At 69.3% G+C, this 1,204-nt stretch carries 1 protein-coding gene and 3 tRNA genes; 3 read left to right on the forward strand and 1 reads right to left on the reverse strand.

Going from position 1 to position 1,204, the window contains the following annotated elements:
- A partial coding sequence (locus CWIS_RS15475) for a YajQ family cyclic di-GMP-binding protein (protein ID WP_048344235.1) occupies positions 1-453 on the reverse strand: 453 nt, incomplete at its 3' end.
- A 213-nt stretch (positions 454-666) separates the two neighbouring features.
- On the opposite strand from CWIS_RS15475, the gene CWIS_RS15480 reads away from it, so the two are divergent.
- The 3 genes from CWIS_RS15480 to CWIS_RS15490 all read left to right on the forward strand — a co-directional run bounded on the left by CWIS_RS15480 (position 667) and on the right by CWIS_RS15490 (position 1,179).
- Positions 667-748: transfer RNA gene (locus tag CWIS_RS15480), tRNA-Tyr, on the forward strand.
- Between the two features lie 234 nt (positions 749-982).
- Positions 983-1,055, forward strand: a tRNA-Thr gene (locus CWIS_RS15485).
- Between the two features lie 50 nt (positions 1,056-1,105).
- Positions 1,106-1,179 (forward strand) — tRNA-Met (locus tag CWIS_RS15490).
- Positions 1,180-1,204: the final 25 nt, after the last annotated feature.

Genomic DNA, 1,204 nt, shown 5'->3' on the forward strand with positions numbered 1-1,204 from the left:
CTTGAGCAGCGCGATCACGGCCTGCAGGTCGTCGCGGCTCTTGGCCGAGACGCGCAGCTCGTCGCCCTGGATCTGGGTCTTGACGGACTTGGGGCCCTCGTCGCGCACGATCTTCGCGAGCTTCTTGGCGACCTCCGACGACAGCCCCTCCTTGATCGCCGCGGACAGCCGGTACTCCTTGCCCGACGGCTTCGGCTCGCCGTCGCCCAGGTCGAGCGACTTCAGCGAGATCCCGCGCTTGATGAGCTTGGTCTGGAGCACGTCCAGGACCGCGAGCACGCGCTCCGAGGAGTTCGCGACCATGAGGATCGACTCGCCGGACCACGAGACGGAGGCGCCGACGCCCTTGAAGTCGTACCGCTGGGCGATCTCCTTCGCGGCCTGGTTCAGGGCGTTGTCGACCTCCTGACGGTCGACCTTGCTGACGACGTCGAACGACGACTCGCTCGCCATGGGCTGTCCTCCTCGTGCTCCTGGTGCGGTCCCGTGCCTGGTGCGGTGTCGGGCCTTCGGTGCCCGTACGACGACCGGGCGCGGCGTGGTGCCGGTCCGTCCGGGCCGCCGTTTTCTCGACGGGGCCCGGGTGTTGCTATCCTTCCACGGCACGCCGCGCGAGCGACGACCAGGCCCACGGGTTCTCGGTCGGTGATCGTCGGCACGCACCCCGGCGGGTTACCCGAGTGGCCAAAGGGGGCTGACTGTAAATCAGCTGGCAACGCCTACGGGGGTTCGAATCCCTCACCCGCCACGTTGCCGAAGGGGCGTCCCGAACGGGGCGCCCCTTCGTCGTCCCTGCGCCTGCTCCGCTCTTGCCCGGCGTCGGCGCCCCGCGGGGCTCGTCGACCGCGCCCCCGCGGAGCGCGCCAGTCGTGGCGCCGGGGAGGCCGCCGGCGTCGGGCTCGTGCCCAGAACCGGTCCGTGGGAAGGTGGTGCGGACGCGATTTCGCGGCGGGGCCGTTGGGTGTGTAACCTGTTCCGCGCTGCCCCGATAGCTCAGTCGGCAGAGCGTCTCCATGGTAAGGAGAAGGTCAAGGGTTCGATTCCCTTTCGGGGCTCTGTGGTGTGTCTCGGGGTGCGGCTGCGGGCGCACCCCGAGATCACCCGAGGCGGGGTAGCTCAGTTGGTGAGAGCGCACGACTCATAATCGTGAGGTCGCGGGTTCGAACCCCGCTCCCGCTACTTCCAGAACGTCTACGGCGAGAGG

The sequence above is a fragment of the Cellulomonas sp. A375-1 genome, assembly GCF_001040865.1.
Lineage (GTDB): Bacteria > Actinomycetota > Actinomycetes > Actinomycetales > Cellulomonadaceae > Cellulomonas > Cellulomonas gelida.